This window comes from Achromobacter sp. SIMBA_011 (genome assembly GCF_046535435.1).
Lineage (GTDB): Bacteria > Pseudomonadota > Gammaproteobacteria > Burkholderiales > Burkholderiaceae_B > Achromobacter > Achromobacter dolens.
The window spans coordinates 889,822-907,387 of the sequence record NZ_JAWRWN010000001.1 but is presented as its reverse complement, the minus strand read 5'-3'; the positions used below and the strand labels follow the sequence as shown (position 1 = coordinate 907,387).

General features: G+C 70.0%; 14 protein-coding genes. 7 read left to right on the top strand and 7 right to left on the bottom strand.

Annotation, left to right across the window (positions count from 1 at the left end; genetic code table 11):
* The first annotated feature begins 64 nt into the window (after nucleotides 1-64).
* The 3 genes from SB816_RS04270 (at nucleotide 65) to SB816_RS04260 (ending at nucleotide 6,808) form a co-directional block, all read left to right on the top strand.
* A complete protein-coding gene (locus SB816_RS04270; protein ID WP_054500527.1) occupies nucleotides 65-628 on the top strand; it encodes an RNA polymerase sigma factor in 564 nt (187 codons plus the stop codon).
* 184 nt (nucleotides 629-812) lie between these two features.
* Entirely contained in the window at nucleotides 813-3,923 is a 3,111-nt protein-coding gene (locus SB816_RS04265; RefSeq protein ID WP_410546536.1) for a WG repeat-containing protein, read from the top strand.
* Nucleotides 3,920-6,808 (top strand): WG repeat-containing protein, encoded by a 2,889-nt coding sequence (locus tag SB816_RS04260; RefSeq protein WP_144655634.1) that lies wholly within the window; start codon nucleotides 3,920-3,922, stop codon nucleotides 6,806-6,808. Before SB816_RS04265 ends, SB816_RS04260 begins: the two co-directional genes overlap by 4 nt.
* Before the next feature lie 36 nt (nucleotides 6,809-6,844).
* Here the strand turns inward: SB816_RS04260 and SB816_RS04255 are convergent, their stop codons facing one another.
* Nucleotides 6,845-7,705 (bottom strand): oxaloacetate decarboxylase, encoded by an 861-nt coding sequence (locus SB816_RS04255; protein ID WP_054500525.1) that lies wholly within the window; start codon nucleotides 7,703-7,705, stop codon nucleotides 6,845-6,847.
* A 107-nt stretch (nucleotides 7,706-7,812) separates the two neighbouring features.
* Between SB816_RS04255 and SB816_RS04250 the strand changes: the two genes are divergently transcribed.
* Nucleotides 7,813-8,691: a LysR family transcriptional regulator gene (locus tag SB816_RS04250; RefSeq protein WP_064525049.1), complete on the top strand. Its 879-nt coding sequence runs from the start codon at nucleotides 7,813-7,815 to the stop codon at nucleotides 8,689-8,691.
* A 14-nt stretch (nucleotides 8,692-8,705) separates the two neighbouring features.
* Here SB816_RS04250 and SB816_RS04245 read toward each other — a convergent pair whose 3' ends face one another.
* Both SB816_RS04245 and SB816_RS04240 read right to left on the bottom strand, forming a co-directional pair.
* Entirely contained in the window at nucleotides 8,706-9,521 is an 816-nt protein-coding gene (locus SB816_RS04245; protein WP_064525052.1) for a siderophore-interacting protein, read from the bottom strand.
* Nucleotides 9,522-9,546: 25 nt separating this feature from the next.
* The gene (locus SB816_RS04240; RefSeq protein ID WP_064525055.1) at nucleotides 9,547-10,191 is read right to left on the bottom strand and encodes a PadR family transcriptional regulator; all 645 of its coding nucleotides are present in this window, start codon (nucleotides 10,189-10,191) and stop codon (nucleotides 9,547-9,549) included.
* Between SB816_RS04240 and SB816_RS04235 the strand changes: the two genes are divergently transcribed.
* Entirely contained in the window at nucleotides 10,186-10,407 is a 222-nt protein-coding gene (locus SB816_RS04235) for a hypothetical protein (RefSeq protein WP_155755518.1), read from the top strand. The genes SB816_RS04240 and SB816_RS04235 overlap by 6 nt on opposite strands.
* Nucleotides 10,408-10,494: 87 nt before the next feature.
* Here the strand turns inward: SB816_RS04235 and SB816_RS04230 are convergent, their stop codons facing one another.
* Both SB816_RS04230 and SB816_RS04225 read right to left on the bottom strand, forming a co-directional pair.
* Entirely contained in the window at nucleotides 10,495-11,391 is an 897-nt protein-coding gene (locus tag SB816_RS04230) for a DMT family transporter (RefSeq protein WP_054500521.1), read from the bottom strand.
* Nucleotides 11,392-11,464: 73 nt separating this feature from the next.
* On the bottom strand, nucleotides 11,465-12,391 hold the full coding sequence (locus tag SB816_RS04225; RefSeq protein ID WP_410546535.1) for a helix-turn-helix transcriptional regulator: 927 nt from the start codon (nucleotides 12,389-12,391) through the stop codon (nucleotides 11,465-11,467).
* A gap of 95 nt (nucleotides 12,392-12,486) precedes the next feature.
* Between SB816_RS04225 and SB816_RS04220 the strand changes: the two genes are divergently transcribed.
* The gene (locus SB816_RS04220) at nucleotides 12,487-13,932 is read left to right on the top strand and encodes an MFS transporter (protein WP_410546534.1); all 1,446 of its coding nucleotides are present in this window, start codon (nucleotides 12,487-12,489) and stop codon (nucleotides 13,930-13,932) included.
* 1 nt (nucleotide 13,933) lies between these two features.
* On the opposite strand, the gene proC is transcribed toward SB816_RS04220, so the two are convergent.
* Complete coding sequence (proC, locus tag SB816_RS04215) at nucleotides 13,934-14,740, bottom strand: pyrroline-5-carboxylate reductase (RefSeq protein ID WP_410546533.1); 807 nt, start codon at nucleotides 14,738-14,740, stop codon at nucleotides 13,934-13,936.
* A gap of 17 nt (nucleotides 14,741-14,757) precedes the next feature.
* Complete coding sequence (locus SB816_RS04210) at nucleotides 14,758-15,906, bottom strand: alpha-hydroxy acid oxidase (protein ID WP_410546532.1); 1,149 nt, start codon at nucleotides 15,904-15,906, stop codon at nucleotides 14,758-14,760.
* Nucleotides 15,907-16,125: 219 nt separating this feature from the next.
* On the opposite strand from SB816_RS04210, the gene SB816_RS04205 reads away from it, so the two are divergent.
* Nucleotides 16,126-17,553, top strand: coding sequence for an FAD-binding oxidoreductase (locus SB816_RS04205; RefSeq protein ID WP_064525073.1), 1,428 nt, complete (start codon nucleotides 16,126-16,128; stop codon nucleotides 17,551-17,553).
* Nucleotides 17,554-17,566 lie beyond the last annotated feature (13 nt).

The window sequence follows — 17,566 nt, the reverse complement described above, 5'->3', positions numbered from 1 at the left end:
CCCGCGCCAGGCGCCCGCCGCGGCGCTGCGGGCGCTCCCGTCCACGACCCGCTGCGCCGCCACCATGCCCCCTGCTTCCTGTCCGTCCGCCGTCATCCCGTCTTCGCCGCACGCCGATCCGGTCAGCCAGTTGGTGCGTGACGAGTCCGAACGCCTGCGCCGCTTCGTGCTGCGCCAGGTGGGCAACAGTTCCGACGCGGAGGAAATCACGCAGCAGGCCTTCGTCGAAATGACATCGTGCTACGACCGCTTCCGAGGCGAGAGCAAGCCGTCGACCTGGCTGTTCGGCATTGCTCGCAACCTCATCCGCAACCACCTGTCGCGCGCACCCGAACGGCGCTATGCGTTCGTGAGCGAGGACGCCCTGGCCGAGGAACACGATCGCCGCTCGGACCCCGCCGCCCGCACCGAACTGCTGCAGACGCTGCGCATCATGGACCGGTCCTTGGCCGCCCTGCCGCCCGACCTGGGCGACGTGGTGATGCTGATCTGCGCCGACGGCATGTCGTACGAGGAAGCGGCGACGCAACTGGATCTGCCGATCGGTACGGTGCGCAGCCGCCTGTCGCGCGCGCGGTCGCTGCTGCGCTCGCGCATGCGCCAGCAAGGCGCCTGGCTCGACAACTGAAGCGTTTGCGGACGCGTTGTTAACGGTTCGTTTTCTATAGTTACATTTGCCGCTTCTTTACCTGCTACTGCTGGTTACAGTGCTGCCTTCGTTCCTCTTTGGCAGGCATCACCACCATGCGGCACGTCCGGCTTCGCTTGATTCCCCTCACAGCCCTCCCGTGCGCCGCCGCGCGGACCGCGTCATGAGGCGCGCCGTCATGTGGCGGCCGCTGGCCCTGGCCCTGGCCGCGGCGCTGGCCGGCCTGCATGCCGGCAGCGTCCGGGCGGAAGAGGCGTTCGCCGACTGGCAATACGATTGCGTCGGCCGCACCTATGCCATCACCCCGGACGTCTCCTGCAACCGCGACTATGCCGAAGGCCTGGCGGCGGTGTTGACGGGCAAGGCGAGCGATGCGGCCGGCACCTGGGGCTATATCGACAAGCAGGGCCGGATGGTCATCACGCCGGCCTACCAGGACGCCGAGTCGTTCCAGAACGGGCTGGCCGCGGTGCGGCAGGATGGCCTGTGGGGCTACATCGATACGCGCGGCGCCTGGGTGATCAAGCCGCGCTTCGCGCGCGCCTCGGGCTTCAACGCCGCGGGCACCGCGCTGGTCGAGGACAATGAGCGCGACGTGCTCATCAATCGCCAGGGCCAAGTCGTCAAGACCTTCGAACTGGGCACGCGATCCTGGGGGTTCGAGCCGGGCCAGAAACTGGCGGCGATGGAAGTGCCGCAGGCGCCGCGCCTGTTCAACACCGCGACCGGCCGCGCCCTGACGCTGCCGGCCGACGTGATGCGGCTGGAGCGGCCGGTCGCCGACACGCTGCCGGCGCAGCGCCGCAGCACCCGCTACGGCGGCCTGTGGGGCCTGCTGGATGCCGACGGCAAATGGGCCATCGCGCCCGAGGTGCTGGGCTCGGATCAGCCGCCGCTGCGCGACGGCGACACGCTCGCCGTGCACCGCGACGAGGCCTGGGCATTCGTGCGGCCCGACGGCTCGCCGCTGACGGCGGGCCGTTATGAAAGCGTGGTCCGGCCCGGCGCGGGCCTGTGGCTGGTCAAGCCCCGCGACACGGCGCAGTACGTGCTGCTGGATGCCAACCTGCGGCCGATGCGCACCTTCACGAACCCCTACGTGGGCGTGGAGGAAAGCGGCGGCTGGAAGGTGCTGACCGACGTCGACGCGGTCGTGATGATCGCCCCGGGCGGCAATATCGTGGTGACGCCGGCCGCCTTCGGCCGTGTCACGGTCAGTGACGATGGCCTGGCCTGGCTGTACGCCCAGGGCCCCGGCGACGCGTTCGCGAGCGACGCGGCCAAGCCTGCCTCGGAGACGGACCACGCCGACGCCGCCGCGGCGCCGGCCGAAGCGGGCGCCGGCCCCGCCGATCCCCCGCCACCGACGGCGCCGGCCATCATCGAATCCGCGCCGACGCCAACGACTGCCGACGCCAGCGGTCCGGCGACCGATGCCGCGGCGGTCGACATCGCGGGCCCGACGGTCGATGCCGCGGTCGACAACGCGGTCCCCGCTGCCGTCGAAGCCGCGGCCGATGCCGCCACCAGCGTCGCGGTGGCCGGCACCGACAGCGAAGCCACGCTGCGCCAGATCTACCGCGCCGACGGCACGGCGCTGCTCGACAGCGATACCGCCGAACGCCTGGGCCAATATCGCGTGCTGCCCTTCTCCCCCCGGCGCGCCAACGACAGATCGCGCGAGGCCGGGCCCGACGCCGACCAATTGCCGCTGGCCCTGCTGCGGCCGAACGACTACCAGCAGCCCACCGGCATCCTGACGCGCTCGGGCAAGATCGTCACCAATCCCGACTGGGACGACATGAGCACCTACGACGCCGCCGCGCCGTTGCTGGTGAAGACGCGCAAGCGCACCGTCGGCGCGATCGACGCCGAGGGCAACTGGATCCTGCCGCCCACCTACGCCGGCATCGGCGGCTTCAAGGGCGCCTACAGTTGGGCGCGCACGCCGGGCATGAGCCGCGACGAGGCCGTGCTGATCGACACACGGGGCAACGCGCAGAAGCTGCCGGCCTACGTAGAAGTCAACGGCGAGAAGATCGACGGCGACCTGCTCTACTTCTATAAGCAGGACGAGCGCCGCAACCGCCGCTGGGGACTGTGGAACATCCGCAGCGCCAGCGTCGCCGTGGCGCCGACGCTGGGCCGGATCGAGGATTTCCAGGACGACTGGGCCAAGGCGCAGGACCGCGACCGCTGGGGCATCATCGACCGCCATGGCAAGTGGGTCGTGCCTGCCACCTACACCGGCAGCTACGACCTGGACTACCTCGGCAACGGCTACCTGCTGGTGCGCGAGCCCAAAGGCAAGAATGACTCGGGCTACCGCGACGACTACCGCCTGATCCATTTGCCCAGCGGCAAGCGCAGCGCGGTGCTGCACGAGAAACCGCAGGACCTGAAACACGGCCGCTACCTGGGACAGGGCAAGGACGGCGGCACGCTGCTGTTCGACGCAGGCGGCGGCATGACCCGCCTGTTCGACGGCGTGCCCGAGCGCCAGGATCAGTTCGGCGACTGGATCTACGTGCAATACCGTTCGCGCAACGGCGCGATCGACGCGCGCGGCAACCTCAAGGTCTCCGCCAGCAACGGCGAGTTCAACCCCTTCTTCGTCCAGCCCGAGGGCCTGGCGCGCGTCTACGACGGCCAGCGCTACCGCCTGATGGACGAAAACGGCAAGGCCCTGCTCGAAAAACTCGGCGACGGCACGCCGCTGGCCTCCATGCAGCGGGTGATCTTCCGCGACCGCGACACGGCGGAAAGCGTCATGACCGATCTCCAGGGTCGCGAAATCACGCGATTCAAGGGCGAGTTCGCGGTTGAAGAGGACACCGCCAGCGAGGGCGTGGTGGCCTATCGCGGCCACGGCGACCGCTACGGTTTCGTCAATGCATCCGGCAAGCGCATCGTCGGCCCCTACTTCAACAAGCTCGGCCCGCTGCGCGACGGGCTGGCGCTGGCGCGGCGCGACCAACGCAGCGGCAAGCTGCTCGGCTACATCGACCTGAGCGGGCGCTACGTGATCCCGCCCGAGTTCGGCTGGGCCGGCGACTTCAAGGAGGGGCGCGCACTGGTGCGCCGCGATCGCCTGCTGGAATTCATCGACACCCGCGGCAAGACCACCGCCATCTTCGGCCTGCTGTGCGGCCAGATCATCGTGATGGACGGGCAGGAACGCGTGACCTGGCCGCGCGAGGAGCTGACCTGCCCCGACGCCGTCGGGACCGAAGGCGTGCCCGTCCCCGAATCCACCAAAGCAGAACAATCATGACCACGCGCGCGTTTCACGCTACCCGTATCGCCTGCGCCGTCGCCGCGCTAGGCCTGTCGCTGTCCGCACACGCCCAATACCGCCAGAACGGCATCCCCTGCGTCGACGGCCTGATGGACCCGGCCGCGACCAGCCGCGACATCCAGGCCTACCAGGGCCCCACTGGCTGCATCGGGCCGCTGTCGGACAACCGCGCCGCCGTGCTGCTGCCGTCCTCGCTCGAGGAAATCGACCGCGTGCCGACCGACCAGTCGCTGCGCCGGCATGCCTGGGGCTTCATCGATGGCAACGGCAAGCTGGTGGTCCCGCCGCAGTTCGAGCGCGTCGGCAGCTTCCACCATGGCCTGGCCGCGGTGCGCTGGAAGGGCAAGTGGGGCTATATCGACGCTAGGGGCAGGATGGCGGTGCCGCCGCGCTATGACAGCGTCGGCGACTTCGTCGAGGCCGGGCTGGCGGTAGTGACGCTGGACGGCCAGCGCCAGTTGATCGACCGCAGCGGCAAGGCCGTGGGCGATGCGCTCGATGCCAGCGTCGAAAACGTGATCCTGGGCGAGGGCCGGCCCGCGCAACTGTCCGTCACCTATCGCGAGGAATACCGCTCCCCCGACGGCGAACGCCGCTACGCCAAGGATGGCCTGCGGGTGGTGTCGAGCTTCGGCAAGGACCTGTTCATCGGCATCGACAACCATGGCATGTACGGCCTGCTCGACGCCGACTGGAACTGGCGCGTGGAACCGAAGTTCAGCGACATCACGCGGCAGAAGGACGCTCCGCTGGCGCTCGGCATCGGCGACGAAGAGGTGGTGCTGATCGACGAGCAGGGCGCACTGATTGGCGAAGGCAAGCGCTACCAGCGCCTGGGCCGCGTCGGCAAGGCCTTCTGGAGCGCGCAACTGCCCACCAAGGGCTACGCGCTGCTGGACGCGCGCGGCCACTCCATCGCCACGCTCACCAACGAGGAAGCGAACGCCTCGGACATCTACGACAACACGCTGGTCTACGTCTCGGGCGACAGGCTCAAGGCCTACGTGCCCGGACGCCCCGAGGCCCTGACGCTGGGCAGCCGCGACCTCAAGCCCGAGGAGAACGAAGGCGGCTATCTGCTGTTGCGCGACAAGGCCGGCAACGTGGCCGGCCTGCTGACGCCCAAAGGCGTCTGGCTGCAGGGCGAGAGCGCGCCGCCCTGGCTGGCGCAGGCCGGCCGGCTGGCGGTGCGCCAGGGCAAGCTGTGGGTCTCCAGCCAGGACGGCCAGTTGCTCAACGCGATCGACGCCGATGGCCGCGCGGTGCTGCAGCCCGAGGCGGTCGAAGCGGCGCAAGGCTCGCAACTGCGCGACTTGCCGCTGGACGTGCCGGATGGCCCGCTCGGCGTGCTGGGACAGGGCTATTGCCACTGCACGGAAGGCGGCGCCGGGCTGCTGTTGGCCGACGGCAGCGTCGCCACCCGCAAGGACTGGAGCGAGATCGTGCCGCTGGACGGCCCGCGCGACGACGACACGGCGCAGGACGACGCCGAGGCCGAATCGCTGACCGCCGACCAGTTGCGCTTCGCCGCGCAGAGCGACGCGGGCATGCAACTGCTCGACGGCCGCGGCAAGCCGATGGACCTGCCGCTGCAACAGCACATCGGCGCCTTCCGCCATGGTTACGCGCTGATCTACGCCAAGGGCGAGACGCGCCTGGTCGACCGCGCCGGCAAGACCTACGACCTGCCCGACTACTTCGAGGCCGAAGTGGTCGCGCCGGGGCTGGTACGCTACCTGAAGACCGCGGCCGAAGGCGATCCGTGGGGCCTGTACGACTTCATCGCCGGCAAGGAAGTGTCGGCCCCGGCCTTCCAGTACATCGGCGCGTTCCACGACGGCCGCGCCATCGCCGCGCTCGGCAAGGACAAGGTGGGCGTGATCGATCCGCAGGGCAAGTGGGTCGTGCCGCCGCGCCACAACGACGCCCGCCGCGTCAACGACAAGCTGTGGCTGATGTACCAGGCGGGCTCGAAGGAAGAGGACTACCGCCGCCCGGCCGCGCTGTTCAATCGCGAGGGACGCGCCCTGACCCGCTTTCAGCCGGCGCTGGAAGTGTCGCGCGACGGCAGCGGCGCCTATCTGGCCTACAGCCAGAAGAACCGCTGGATCATCGCACCCGACGCCTCCGACGCGCTCGACCTGCAGGACGCGAACTACACACCCATGGGCACCTGGCTCGCCATCCGCCGCGCCGACCGCCACGGCTACGTGGATGGCCAGGGCCGCTGGCAGATCGCGCCGGGCGCGGTGGCCGGCACGCCATTCCAGGGCACGCCGCCGCGCGCGCTGGTCAGCGGCGAAGACGGCGCCCGCCTGATCGACGAACACGGCAAGACCGTGGCCAGCCTGCCTGCCGGCGACTGGTACTGGCCGGCAGGCTCGGCCTGGTTGCTGCGTTCGGACACCGACGCCGAGGGCAACCCGGTCACCGTTTACACCGACACCACGGGCAAGACCCGCATGACCCTGCCGGGCACCGCGACCTCGTTCTCCGAAGGCCAGGCAGCCATGGTGCTGCCCAACGGCAACATGCGCGCGGTCAACGACAAGGGCGTGGCGACCGGACCGACGTTCGACCACATCGGCCCGCGCCGCGATGGCCTGGCGCCGGTCCTGGTTGGCGACCGCTACGGCTACGCCGACGGCCAGGGCCGGCTGGCGATCACCCCGGTGTATCTGTGGGCCTCGGCGTTTGCCAACCAGCGCGCCGTGGTGTCGACGCGGGACATCTCGATGATCGTGGACGAGCGCGGCACGATGGTGGCGCGCGTCACCATGGAATGCGGCATCCGCACGCTCCGCGGCAGCTACAACCAGCGGCTGTGGCCGCTGTCGATGCCGCAGCGCTGCCGCCAGTGAGGCCAGCTCGCGCCGGCGCGCCGCATCCGCGCCCCGCTACTGCGCGTCCAGCGCCAGGTAACGACGGGTCTGCACGATCTCCTCGCGTTCCTTGAAACTGGTCAGGCGCTCGGCCAGCGCGCTGCTGTCGCCAGTCTCGCGGATCGCCGCCAGCGTGGCCTGCATCGCGTGGATGGCGGCGCGCTGCAGGTCCGATGGAATGATCGCCAGGCGATAGCCCATCGCGGCCAGGTCGGGCAGCGGCACCAGCGGGGTCTTGCCGCCATAGAACATGTTGATCAGCTTCAGGCCCGGCAGCCGGTCGGCAATGGCGCGGATCTGCTCCAGCGTTTCCGGGGCCTCGACGAACACCATGTCGGCGCCGGCCTTCACATAGCGCTCGGCGCGCGCGATGGCCGCATCGAAGCCTTCCACCGCGATGGCGTCGGTGCGCGCGATCACCATCGTGTCGGCGTCGGCAAGCGTCTGGCGGGCGATGTGGACCTTGCGGCACATTTCCTCCGCGTCCACCAGGCTCTTGTCGTCCAGGTGGCCGCAGCGCTTGGGAAACGACTGGTCCTCGATGTGGAAGGCCGCGACCCCGGCCCGTTCCATGATGCGCACGGTGCGCTCGACGTTGGCCGAGCCGCCGAAGCCGGTGTCGGCGTCGGCCACCACCGGCAGGCCGCTGGCGTCGACGATCTTCTCGACCCGGTCCATGACCTCGGTGAAGCTCAACAGGCCGATGTCGGGGTAGCCCGCGGCGCGCGCGATGGCGCCGCCGCTGGCGTAGACGGCATTGAAGCCGGCCGCCGCCACCAGGCGGGCCGACATGCCATCGTAGGCGCCGGGCGCCACCACGATGTCCTGGGCCAGATGGCGGCGCAGCAGCGCGCCGGGAGTGGGAGTCGAAGCCATGCGCATTCCTTTGGAAGACGAAGAGGGGGATATCCGCATCATCGTGCCGCCACACTAGAATGTCCAATATATGGAAAATTGATAACCGGTACTTTTTGGATACCAATATGGAACTGCGCCACCTGCGCTATTTCGTGGCCACCGCCGAGGCCCAGCACTTCACCCGCGCGGCCGAGCAGTTGGGCATGGCGCAGCCGCCGCTGTCGCAGCAGATCCGACAACTGGAAGCGGAGATCGGCACGCCGCTGTTCGAGCGGCGCGGCCGCGGCGTCAGCCTGAACGATGCCGGCCGCGCCTTCCTTGCCTGCGCACAGGACATCCTGCAGCGCGCGCAGGACGCGGCGCGGACGGCGCAACGCGCGGCGCGCGGCGAGGTCGGTGAACTGTCGTTGGGCTTCACCGAATCGGCGTCGTTCCATCCGGTGGTGACCGAATTGATCCGGCTCTACCGGCAGCAATACCCCGATGTGGAAATGACGCTGTCGCAGGATGACAGCGAAACGCTGGTGGCGCGGCTGCGCGACGGGCTGATCGACGCCGCCTTCGTGCGGCCGCCGTTCGCGATGGAGGGCGGCCTGCGCTTCATGCAGTTGACGGAAGAGCCGCTGGTGGTGGCGCTGCCGCTGGGCCACGCGCTGGCGCGGCGCAAGCGGTTGGCGCCGGCCGACCTGGCGCAGGAGCGCTTCATTCAGTATTCACGCAAGTCGGGATACGGCCTGAGCGCGGACATCATGGCGGCGTGCCGCCAGCATGGGCTGAACCCGCTGCCGGGCCAGCGCGCGCCGCAGTTGTCATCGGCGGTGAACCTGGTGGCGGCGGGCATGGGCGTGGCGATCGTGCCGGCGTCGCTGCGCCACCTGCGTCCGGACGGCGTGGTCTACCGTCCCTTCGCGCTGGACTGGCCGCGCGCGGTGCTGGGGCTGGCGGTGCGCGACGACGCGCCCGGCGGACGGGTGGCCAACCTGCTGGCGCTGGCGCAGGGGTAGCGGCGCGCGCGACGTCAATCGTCGTGCGATTCGTGCACGGCGATGGCGCCGCGCTTCCAGTAGCTGGCGGCGCGGATGCGGCGCTTGTCGACGCCGTGCTGCGCGACCATGATTTCACGCACCGCCTTGGCCACGGCCGACTCGGCCGCGATCCAGGTGTAGCCCTCGCCGGATGGCAGCGCCAGCTCACGCGCGGCTTCCAGCAGCAGCGTGCTGTAGCCGGCCGCGGTGCCGTCGCGGTGCAGCCAGCGCACGGTGGCCTGCGCTTGGGTCGGCAGCGGGATCTCGTTGGCGGCGGCCGGCACTTCGACCAGCACCAGGGCCTGCGCGGTCGCGGGCAGTTCCTCCAGGCGGCGGGCGATGGCGGGCAGCGCGGTCTCGTCGCCGATCAACACGTGCCAATCGAAGCCCTTGGGCACCACGAACGAACCGCGCGGTCCGCCGATGCCCAGGCGCTGGCCAGCCTCGGCCTGCTCGGCCCAGGTCGAGGCCGGGCCGTCGCCATGCAGCACGAAGTCGATATCCAGCTCCTCGCGCGCGGCGTCGTAGCGGCGCGGCGTGTAGTCGCGCGCGGCCGGGCGCGGCGCGCCGTCGGGGAATTTGATGCCGTCGGGACCGACCTCGGGCAACAGCAGCGGTTGCGACGGATCGGCGGGAAAAAACAGCTTCACGTGGTCGTCGAAGGACGCGGACACGAAGTCGCGCAGGTCTTCGCCGGTGAAGGTGACGCGGGCCAGCAGGCCGGCGATGCGCTCGACGCGCGCCACGGTCAGGATGCGCATCTTCAGGGGATGGCGCACGCGTTCGACAGTCAGGTCGCTACGGGTCATGGGGTCTCCAATGGGATAGGCGGACTCAGTCACAGCTATTGCCGGTGATTTCCGCGGTCGCGCGACGCAGGATGGCGGCGATGCGACGTTGCTCGGCGGGCGAGGCCTCGGTGCGTTGCAGCAGCGCGTGGCGGATCTCCTGGCGGGCGTGCACGAACTCGTCGATCCAGCCGCTGGCGTCTTCCTCGGCGGCAGCGCGCGGCTCGCCGCTCCAGGCCTGGCGCATCCAGTCCATCTTGCGGGCCACGTGCTTGAGCTTGTTGAACATCACCGACAGGCGCTCGCGGTTGGCTTCCAGGTGTTCGCGGCCCGGGTCCGCCAGGTGGTAGCGCTTCTTGCTGCCCTCCTGCTCGACGGTGGCGTAGCCCAGTTCTTCGAGATAGGTCAGCGCCGGATACACCATGCCCGGGCTGGGCGTGTAGAAGCCGTTGGACATCGCGCCCAGCGCCTTGATCAGCTCGTAGCCGTGGCTGGGGTTCTGTTCCAGCAGGCCGAGCAACATCAGTTGCAGGTCGTCGGCGGTGACCTTGCGGCCGCGCGCCCAGTGACGGCCATCGCCGCCGAAGCTGTCGTCGGCATCGCCGCCGCGGCCATTGCCGCCCCAGGGACCGCCGAACCAGCCGCGACCGCCGCCGGCGTGGCGGCCATGGCGGCCGCGGCCGCCGTGCAAGCCGTCCGCGTCATGGCCGGCGTGGCCATGGCGTTCGTGACGGCCGTGGTGATCGTGATGATCGTGGAACTCGTGGCGGCCATGATGGCCGTGGTGATCGTGGGATTCGTGATGGCCATGGTGGCCATGGCGGCGCTCGTGCAACGCATGGCGCGAGCCACGGGCGAAAGCGGTCAGGAAATGAAAGTGGCGCATGGGGGCCTCGCTGGTGTCTGACGTATTACTTACGATGTATCTTAAGATATAGGTCTTACGATACACAGACACGATTCCGGCCGTCAAGCGCCTTCTTGATTCCCGCCGCTATCGGCGCTCGTTGTCCAGCACGCCGGCGGCGATGCCGGCCACGATCAGCGCCATGCCCAGCAACAGCGGCGCACTCAGCGGCTCATGCAGCAGCGCCGCCGAGCACAGCAGGCCCACCACCGGCACGCCCAGCAGGCCGATCGCGGTGACGCCCGCGGGCAGGGACCGGTTCACGTTCACCGCCGCCCAATAGGCCACGGCGATGCCAAACACCCCGCCGTAGCCCAGCAGCCAGGCCAGGTCCGCATGCCACAGCACGCGCGGCGCGCCCTCCGCCGCCCAGGCCACCGCAGCCAGCACGCCGGAGGCCAGCAGCGCCTGCCAGAACGCCAACTCGAACGGCGGCGTGACCCAGCGATGCGCGCGCACGTAGACGATATTGGCGGCCCAGCACAGCGCCGCGAGCAGCACCAGGCCGTTGCCAAACACCGCCTCGTGATTGCCCCAGTCGAACGCCAACGGATTGAAAATGACGGCCAGCCCGAGCACGCCCAGCGCCAGCCCCAGTTGCCGGCCGCGTCCGATCGGCTCGCCCAGGAACACGCGGGCGGCGGGAATGACCCACAGCGGCGTGGTGTAGGCCAGCACCACCGAGCGGCCGGCCGGCACGTATTGCAGTCCGAGGCTGACGAGCGCGGCGAACGCGCCCATGTGCAGCAGGCCCACGCTCAGGATCACCGGAATGTCGGCCTTGACCGGCCACGCCACGCGCCGCAGCGCCAGGCCCAGCGCCAGCAACGCGGCGGCGCCGACGACGCTGCGCGCGGCCACCGCCCAGATCGGGGTCATGTATTGCAGCAGCAGTTTGCTGACGACCCAGGTGAGCCCCCAGGCCAGCACCACCACGATGAGCAGCGACAAGGCCTGGCGGCGCGGCAGGATTTCAGTGGACATGGCGTGGGCGGAAGTGGCGGATCGCCCCGACTATAGAAGCGCGCCGCGCCCCCGCCGTAGAACCACGCGGCGCCTAATCTCTGGAGCCACGCACGGCCGCGCGCGGCTTGCGCGCCAGCCAGCGCGCGAAGGCCATGGCCTGCGGCTCGTCCGGCGCGGGCGCGTACACCACCAGGCGCAGGTGGCGGCTTTCATCGACCGACAGGGTGGAATGCTCGAACGCCACCTCTCCCAGCGTCGGCAGGCGCAGGCTGCGCACGCCCATGCAGGCGCCGTGCACGTCGTGCTCGCGCCACCAGGCCTTGAACTCGGGCGCGACGCGCTCCAGTTCGTCGACCAGTTCGGTGATGTCCGGCGCGCCCGAGGCCGAGGCGAAATCGCGCCGGAAGGTGGACAGCATGGCCGGCGCCTGAGCCGGCCAATCGACGAACAGTTCGCGCATCGCCGGATCCACGAACAGCATCCACAGCAGGTTGCGCCGCCCCGTCGGCTGCGCGCCGAAACCGAACACGCGTTCGGCGGCGGCATTCCACACCACCACGTCCCAGCGCAGGTTGAGGATGTAGGCGGGACGCGCGGGCAGGTCGTCCATCAGGCGCCGCACCTGCGGCGGCACGGTGCACCAGGTGCGCCCCGGTTCCGCCGGCGGACGCTGGTGCGCCAGCAGGTACAGGTGGCGTCGTTCCGCCGCGTCCAGCCGCAGCACGCGCGCCAGGCTCTCCAGGAAGGTGGCCGACACGCTGATATTGCGGCCCTGCTCGAACCAGGTGTACCAGGCCAGGCCGACGCCGGCCAGCGCCGCCACTTCCTCGCGCCGCAGGCCGGGGGTGCGCCGGCGGCCGCCGGCGGGCAGGCCCAGCGCGGCCGGACTCAGGCGCTCGCGGCGCAGCCGCAGGAATTCGGCGAGGTCGGCGCGGGTACGGTCCAGCCGCTGCGCGCCCGTGCCGAGCGCGCCGGTGCGCGGCGCGGGCGCGGCGTCATGCGAAGGGGAACGGGGCATAGGCTATTGCCTTCAGTAATAGCATAAACAGCTAAATTGTATAAGTCTGGAACAGCCCACAGAATAGCGCCAATCCCCACTCCCGCGGCCTGTCCATGCCCTGCGCCACCCTGCCCTCGCCCTGCCCCGACACCTCCGCCCGCCCCGCCACGCCGGGCCCGCTCGGCCTGGCCGTGCTGCTGTCCGGCGGCTTCATCACGATCTTCGACCTGTTCGTGGTCAACGTCGCCATCCCCAGCATGCAGCACACGCTGTCGGCCAGCTTCGCACAGATCAATTTCATCATCGTCGCCTACGAGCTGGCCTATGGCGTGCTGCTGATCGCCGGCAGCCGGCTCGGCGACCGCCATGGCCGCCGGCGCCTGTTCATGCTGGGCATGGCCGGCTTCGCGCTGGCCTCGGCGCTGTGCGGGCTGGCGCCCGATGCCAACACGCTGATCGGCGCGCGCGTGCTGCAGGGCGTGGCGGCGGCCATGCTGTTCCCGCAGGTCTACGCGCTGATCCGCGTCAGCTACGACGGCCACGCGCGCCGCCGCGCCTTCGGCCTGCTCGGCATGACGCTGGGGCTGGCGGCCATCGCCGGCCAGGTGCTGGGCGGCTGGATCGTGCACGCCGACCTGTTCGGCCTGGCGTGGCGCACGATCTTCCTGGTGAACGTGCCGCTTGGCGTGCTGGCCTGGCGGCTGGCGCGCCACATCCCCGAATCGCGCGACGCCGCCGGCGCGCCGATGGACTGGGGCGGCTCGGCGCTGGTCGGCGCGGGACTGGGCCTGTTGCTGCTGGCGCTGGTCGAAGGCCCGGCGCGCCATTGGCCCGTGTGGACGCTGGCCTGCGGCGCGGCGGCGGTCGCGTTGCTGGCGCTGTTCGTGTGGACGCAGCGCCGCGCCGGCGCCGCCGGGCGCGTGCCGCTGGTCGATATGGCGCTGCTGGCGCAGCCCCGATTCGCGGCAGGCTGCCTGCTGGTGACGCTGGTGTTCTCCACCGCCAGCGCGATGTTCCTGTGCTACGCCCTGCTGTTGCAGACCGGGCTGGGCGTAGACGCGCTGACAGCGGGCGCGGTGTTCGCGCCCGCCAGCGTCGGCTTCGTGGCGGGCTCGATGGCCGCGCCGCGACTCGTGGCGCGCTTCGGCACGCGCGCCATCATGGTGGCCGCGATGCTGTACGGCGGCGCCACGGCCGCGTTGATGTGGCAGGTGGACGCGGCCGGCGCCCTGCTCGCGCCCTGGTCGCTGGTGCCGGCGCTGATCTGGCTGGGCGCCGCGCAGGGTGCGGTCAATACACCGCTGGTCAACCTCGCGCTGGGGTTGGTGCAGGACCATCACGCGGGCATGGCCGCCGGCGTGGTCTCGACGCTGCAACAGGTCGGCGCGGCGCTGGGCGTGTCCGCCGCCGGCATGCAGTTCAGCGGCGCGCTGGACGCGCACGCCGACGCGGCGCTCGGCGATCGCTATGCGCGCGCGTTCGCCAGCGCCATGCAGTTCAACGTGGCGGCGATCGCCGCGTCGGTATTGCTGCTGTGGTGGCTGGGACGGCGGCGCTGACCTAGCCCGCCGACAATTCGCGCGCGCGTTGCTCGGCCTTGAGCGCCGCCTCGGTAATGGCGGGCGCCACGCCCGCCTCGCGCAGATGCGCCAGCGCGGCGTAGGTGGTGCCGCCCTTTGAGGTCACGCGTTCCTGCAGTTCGACCAGGGGCGCTTCGTCGCGCGCGGCCAGCTCGGCCGCGCCGCGAAACGCCGCCACCGACAGGCGGCGCGCATCGACCGCGCCAAAGCCCAGCGCCAGCGCCGCCTTTTCCAGCGCCGCCATGAAATGGAACACATAGCCCGGGCCGCTGCCGGTCACGGCGGTGACCGCGTCGATCAGGGTTTCGCGATCGACCCAGATGCGCTCGCCCACGGCGGCGAACAACGCGTCCACCTGCTCGCGCTGCGCCGCGCCGCAGGCCTGGCTGGCGTACAGGCCCGTCATGCCCAGCCCGACCTTGGCCGGCGTGTTGGGCATGGCGCGCACGATACGGGCATGGCCGTCCAGCCATTGCGACAGCGCGCTGAGATTGACCCCCGCCGCGATACTGACCACCGTCGTCTGCGCGCGTAGATGCGCCTGGACTTGCCCGCACGCCTCGCGCAACACCTGCGGCTTGGTCGCCAGCACGCACAGCGCCGCGTCGGCGATCTCGGCGCCCACGCTCTCGCGGCACGTCACGCCGCGCGCGAGCAGGCCGGCGCGGGTGGGCTCGAAGGGTTCGATCACCAGGAAATCCGCCAACTGGCGGCCCTGTTCGAGCAATCCTTCGATGATGGCGCTGGCCATGTTGCCGCCGCCGATGAAGACGATTTTTTCTTGCATGATCCTGCTTCCTTTCCTCAATCGAAAATGGCCCGGCGCCTGCGCACCGCCGTGGCGTCCAGCGCGCCAATGCGAGTGCGCCCCAGCAACCGTAATGTGTTTTCCAGCTCGGCGCGCAGGATCGCCAGCACCTCGCCCGCGCCGCGCGGCCCGCGGCCCGCCAGCCCATACAGCGGCGCGCGGCCCAGCAGCACCGCGCGCGCGCCCAGCGCCGCCGCCTTGGCGATATCGCTGCCGCGCCGCACCCCGCCATCCACCAGCACTTCGAGCGACTGCCCCAGTTCGGCCGCGACCTCCGGCAGGACTTCGAGCGGGCAGGGAGCGCATTCCAACTGCCTGCCGCCATGGTTGGACAGCACGATGCCGTCCACGCCGCGCGCCTTGGCCCGGCGCGCATCGGCCAGCGTCTGGATGCCCTTGATGACGATGCGGCCGCGCCACCGCCGGCGCAGCCAGTCGATGTCGTCCCAGGTCAAGGCCAGGTCCATCTGCCGGCTCAGGGCGGACGCCTGTTCGGAGATGTTCTCCCGCGCGTTGGAACTGACGGCCAGGTTCTTCAGTTGCGGCCCGCCGCCGCGCAGCATGCGCCAGCACCAGCCCGGATGCGCCGCCAGGTCCAGCAGCAAGCGGCCGGAAGGACGCAGCGGCAGTTGGAAGCCGTTGCGCTTGTCATGGTCGCGATTGCCATGCACCGGCACGTCGACCGTCAGGAACAGCGCCGTGTAGCCGCTGCCCCAGGCCCGGTCCATCAGGTGTTCGGCGATGCGGCGGTCGCGCTGCACGTACAGCTGCAACCATAGCTCGCCCGCGCCCGCCGCGCGCACTTCTTCCAGGAGCGAGGTCGATGCGGTGGACAGCACGAACGGCAGCCCCGCTCGATGCGCGGCGCGCGCCAGGTGCACGTCCGCGTCGGGCCAGAACAGCCCGTTCAGGCCCGTCGGCCCGACGATCGCGGGCATGGCCGCGGCCGCTCCCAGGACGGTGGTTTGCAGATGGCAGTCGGTGACGTCCGCCAGCACATCGGGCACGAATTCCAGCGCGCCGAAGGCGGCCACGTTGCGCCGCAACGAGGCGCCGTCCTCCGCGCCCCCGTCCAGATAATCGAAGGCCAGCCGCGGCAGTCGCTTGCGCGCCTGCGCCCGGTAATCCATCACGCTGGGCAGCATTTCTCTTCCTTGTTGCCGGGAATCCGATTAAATTACATATCGAACGTATCGATTGTATTTCGATTGTTTTTTAGACGATTGCCAGGATGTTCTGCCCTAGGACATACCCTCAATTCAATCGTTATACGATTACTTAAATCGAAAAGCGATTTAAGTAATCGTATGCTGTGTCTCAACGTGATCGGCTTTTCTACCCCCGATCTCCATGGGACGACAGACATGACCACAGGCACCTCCCTGCTCGATGCGCTCATCCAGGCCTTGGGCGACAGCGCGATCCTGCGCACCGACACCGACATGGCCGGCTACACCGAAGACTGGCGCGGCCGCTACAAGGGCGCGGCGCTCTGCGTGGCCCTGCCGAATTCCACGCAGCAGGTCGCCGACATCGTGCGCCTGTGCAACGCCCACGCCACCCCCGTGCTGCCGCAAGGCGGCAACACCAGCCTGTGCGGCGGCGCGGTGCCGGACGAAGCGGGCCCGCCCCCCGTCATCGTCAATCTCTCCCGCCTGCGCCAGATCCGCCGCGTGGACCCGGCCAACAACTCGATGGAAGTCGAAGCCGGCTGCGTGCTGGCCGCCGTGCAGCAGGCCGCCGCGGAACAAGGCCGCCTGTATCCCATCAGCCTGGGCGCGGAAGGTTCATGCCAGATCGGCGGCACCATCGCCACCAACGCCGGCGGCACCGGCGTGCTGCGCTACGGCAATACGCGCGACAACATCCTGGGCCTGGAGGTCGTGCTGCCCGACGGCTCCATCTGGAACGGCCTGACCGCCCTGCGCAAGAACAATACGGGTTTCGACCTGAAGCACCTGTTCATCGGCGCCGAAGGCACCTTGGGCATCGTGACCGCGGCCGTGCTGAAGCTGCACCCGCTGCCCACCCGCCACGCCATCGCCTGGCTGGCGCCCACCGATCCGCAGGCCGCGCTCGATATCCTGGGCCTGTTCCAGCAGCAGTGCGGCTCGCGCCTGTCCGCCTTCGAGATGATCGACAGCAATCAGTTGGACATCGTCATGGCGCACGTGCCCGGCCGCAAGAATCCGCTCAGTGGCGCGCATCCGTGGCATGTGCTGGTGGAGCTGTCGGACACCGGCAGCGGGACGGAACTGCAGGACGTGCTGCAGCAGATCCTGGAGCAGGCGTCCGAACAGGGCCTGCTGCACGATGCCGTGGTGGCCAGCAACGACAGCCAGCGCGCCGCGCTCTGGGAAGTCCGCCACAGCGTCTCGGAAGGCAACAAGAAAGCGGGCGTGGGCCTGACCACCGACAGCGCGGTGCCCGTCTCGAGCGTGCCGCGATTCATCGCCGCCGCCACCGACGCCGTGCGCCGCCTGGTGCCCGACCTGCCCATCCTGATCGTCGCCCACCTGGGCGACGGCAACGTCCACTTCATTCCGTTTTTCACGTTCGACGCGTGGAACGCGCTGCCCGAGCGCGACGCCATGGCGGCCGCCATCCGCCGCGCCGTCAACGACGTGGCCGATGCGCTGGGCGGCACCTTCAGCGCCGAGCATGGCGTGGGCCGCACGTCGCTGGCCGAAATGGCGCACTACAAGTCCCCGGTCGAACTGGCCATGATGCGCACGCTGAAAGCCAGCTTCGATCCCGCCGCCCTCTTCAATCCCGGTCGCTTGCTGCCCTGAAGCCGCCCTTCCC

Excerpts from the sequence above, each read along its gene's own strand:
- SB816_RS04270 (WP_054500527.1), top strand. The coding sequence starts at position 65 with ATGCCCCCTGCTTCCTGTCCGTCCGCCGTCATCCCGTCTTCGCCGCAC.
- SB816_RS04265 (WP_410546536.1), top strand. The coding sequence starts at position 813 with ATGAGGCGCGCCGTCATGTGGCGGCCGCTGGCCCTGGCCCTGGCCGCG.
- SB816_RS04260 (WP_144655634.1), top strand. The coding sequence starts at position 3,920 with ATGACCACGCGCGCGTTTCACGCTACCCGTATCGCCTGCGCCGTCGCC.
- SB816_RS04255 (WP_054500525.1), bottom strand. The coding sequence starts at position 7,705 with ATGGCTTCGACTCCCACTCCCGGCGCGCTGCTGCGCCGCCATCTGGCC.
- SB816_RS04250 (WP_064525049.1), top strand. The coding sequence starts at position 7,813 with ATGGAACTGCGCCACCTGCGCTATTTCGTGGCCACCGCCGAGGCCCAG.
- SB816_RS04245 (WP_064525052.1), bottom strand. The coding sequence starts at position 9,521 with ATGACCCGTAGCGACCTGACTGTCGAACGCGTGCGCCATCCCCTGAAG.
- SB816_RS04230 (WP_054500521.1), bottom strand. The coding sequence starts at position 11,391 with ATGTCCACTGAAATCCTGCCGCGCCGCCAGGCCTTGTCGCTGCTCATC.
- SB816_RS04225 (WP_410546535.1), bottom strand. The coding sequence starts at position 12,391 with ATGCCCCGTTCCCCTTCGCATGACGCCGCGCCCGCGCCGCGCACCGGC.
- SB816_RS04220 (WP_410546534.1), top strand. The coding sequence starts at position 12,487 with ATGCCCTGCGCCACCCTGCCCTCGCCCTGCCCCGACACCTCCGCCCGC.
- proC (WP_410546533.1), bottom strand. The coding sequence starts at position 14,740 with ATGCAAGAAAAAATCGTCTTCATCGGCGGCGGCAACATGGCCAGCGCC.
- SB816_RS04210 (WP_410546532.1), bottom strand. The coding sequence starts at position 15,906 with ATGCTGCCCAGCGTGATGGATTACCGGGCGCAGGCGCGCAAGCGACTG.
- SB816_RS04205 (WP_064525073.1), top strand. The coding sequence starts at position 16,126 with ATGACCACAGGCACCTCCCTGCTCGATGCGCTCATCCAGGCCTTGGGC.